Source organism: Mangrovicella endophytica (assembly GCF_002893625.1).
Classification (GTDB): domain Bacteria; phylum Pseudomonadota; class Alphaproteobacteria; order Rhizobiales; family Rhizobiaceae; genus Mangrovicella; species Mangrovicella endophytica.
This window is the reverse complement of record NZ_PKMZ01000022.1, coordinates 1-2,500: the sequence shown is the minus strand read 5'-3', so window position 1 is coordinate 2,500 and position 2,500 is coordinate 1. Positions and strand designations below refer to the sequence as shown.

At 58.0% G+C, this 2,500-nt stretch carries 2 rRNA genes (1 of these 2 cut by a window edge); both read left to right on the top strand.

Features of this window, described 5'->3' with window-relative positions:
- Nucleotides 1-1,758, top strand: a 23S ribosomal RNA gene (locus C0R46_RS20525) (it extends 1,063 nt beyond the left edge of the window).
- A 307-nt stretch (nucleotides 1,759-2,065) separates the two neighbouring features.
- A 5S ribosomal RNA gene (gene rrf, locus C0R46_RS20520) occupies nucleotides 2,066-2,180 on the top strand.
- Nucleotides 2,181-2,500: the final 320 nt, after the last annotated feature.

Sequence of the window (2,500 nt, the reverse complement as noted above, 5' to 3'; positions counted from 1 at the left end):
TGGCTAAGTGGGAAAGGATGTGAGGATCCCAAAACAACCAGGATGTTGGCTTAGAAGCAGCCATCATTTAAAGAAAGCGTAACAGCTCACTGGTCTAAATAAGGGTCTTTGCGCCGAAAATGTACCGGGGCTCAAGCCATACACCGAAGCTGTGGGTTCTGATGAACTTCGGTTCACAGAGCGGTAGCGGAGCGTTCCCTAGGCCGTTGAAGCCGTACTCGTGAGAGGCGGTGGAGGTATGGGAAGTGCGAATGCTGACATGAGTAACGATAAAGGGTGTGAGAGACACCCTCGCCGAAAGTCCAAGGGTTCCTGCTTAAAGTTAATCTGAGCAGGGTTAGCCGGCCCCTAAGGCGAGGCCGAAAGGCGTAGTCGATGGGAACCACGTTAATAATCGTGGGCCTGGTGGTGAGTGACGGATCCTGTGTGTTGTCAAACCTTATCGGATTGGTTTGGCGGCGAAGGGGTCCCAGGAAATAGCCCCACCGTATAGACCGTACCCGAAACCGACACAGGTGGACTGGTAGAGAATACCAAGGCGCTTGAGAGAACTCTGCTGAAGGAACTCGGCAAATTGCACGCGTAACTTCGGAAGAAGCGTGACCCTTTTTGGCGCAAGCCAGATGGGGTGGCACAGACCAGGGGGTAGCGACTGTTTACCAAAAACACAGGGCTCTGCGAAGTCGCAAGACGACGTATAGGGTCTGACGCCTGCCCGGTGCTGGAAGGTTAAGAGGAGGGGTGCAAGCTCTGAATCGAAGCCCCAGTAAACGGCGGCCGTAACTATAACGGTCCTAAGGTAGCGAAATTCCTTGTCGGGTAAGTTCCGACCTGCACGAATGGCGTAACGACTTCCCCGCTGTCTCCAGCAGAGACTCAGTGAAATTGAATTCCCCGTGAAGATGCGGGGTTCCTGCGGTCAGACGGAAAGACCCCGTGCACCTTTACTATAGCTTTACACTGGCATTCGTGTCGGCATGTGTAGGATAGGTGGTAGGCTTTGAAGCGTGGGCGCCAGCTCGCGTGGAGCCATCCTTGAAATACCACCCTTATCGTCATGGATGTCTAACCGCGGTCCGTCATCCGGATCCGGGACAGTGTATGGTGGGTAGTTTGACTGGGGCGGTCGCCTCCCAAAGAGTAACGGAGGCGCGCGATGGTGGGCTCAGACCGGTCGGAAATCGGTCGTCGAGTGCAATGGCATAAGCCCGCCTGACTGCGAGACAGACAAGTCGAGCAGAGACGAAAGTCGGTCATAGTGATCCGGTGGTCCCGCGTGGAAGGGCCATCGCTCAACGGATAAAAGGTACGCCGGGGATAACAGGCTGATGACCCCCAAGAGTCCATATCGACGGGGTTGTTTGGCACCTCGATGTCGACTCATCGCATCCTGGGGCTGGAGCAGGTCCCAAGGGTATGGCTGTTCGCCATTTAAAGCGGTACGTGAGTTGGGTTCAGAACGTCGTGAGACAGTTCGGTCCCTATCTGCCGTGGGTGTAGGAGTATTGAGAGGATCTGTCCCTAGTACGAGAGGACCGGGATGGACGTACCTCTGGTGGACCTGTTGTGGCGCCAGCCGCAGTGCAGGGTAGCTATGTACGGACTAGATAACCGCTGAAGGCATCTAAGCGGGAAACTAACCTCAAAACGAGTGCTCCCTATCAGAGCCGTGGTAGACGACCACGTTGATAGGCCGGGTGTGGACGAGCAGTAATGCTTGAAGCTTACCGGTACTAATCGCTCGATTGGCTTGATCGTTCTCATTCGCCAATGTTCATCGCCTGCCGACGACGGCTTCGCCGTCGCTGCGGGATGAACATTGAGCTTTGATCGCTCCTCGCGCCGATCCGTCACGAACGGATCGTCTGCGGAGGGCCGCGCCATACGGCGCGACGCGCTAGCGCGCTACGGGGCGCCTTTCTCTGAAAGGCAGCTCGCCAGGCGCTGGCAGACAAAGCCCAAAGACGCTCAGCTCTTCATAGGCGACGGCTGCTGTACAGTCGCGCCGGCTACGATCGCTTTGCGATCGCGCTGAAATCCAGCTTCTCATCTTGGAATTGGCCGACCTGGTGGTTTTAGCGGGGCGGCCGCACCCGATCCCATTCCGAACTCGGCCGTGAAACGCCCCAGCGCCCATGATACTTCGTCTCAAGACGCGGGAAAGTCGGTCGCTGCCAGGTCTGCCAATTCCAAGCCCAATCTTCTCCACACCAACGACACGACAAAGCCCCGCTCGGCTCCCCGCCAGCGGGGCTTTGTCGTATCCGGACACAAGCCAGGACCCGGCGCGACCCCGCGCGAACACACCGCGGCGCTCTGTCGCCCGTGCGATCCTGCCACGATCACCACGGCTCCCCCTTTGGCTTCGGGCGACCCGGCCTGTGCGCAAGCACGCCGGAAAAGACACGATCGTATCGAGGCCATCGGAAAAAACACCGCAGCCAAGCGGCGAGGGCAAAGCCGAGGCGCGGCAGCCCCCGCAGCCAGCCGGCTCATCGAG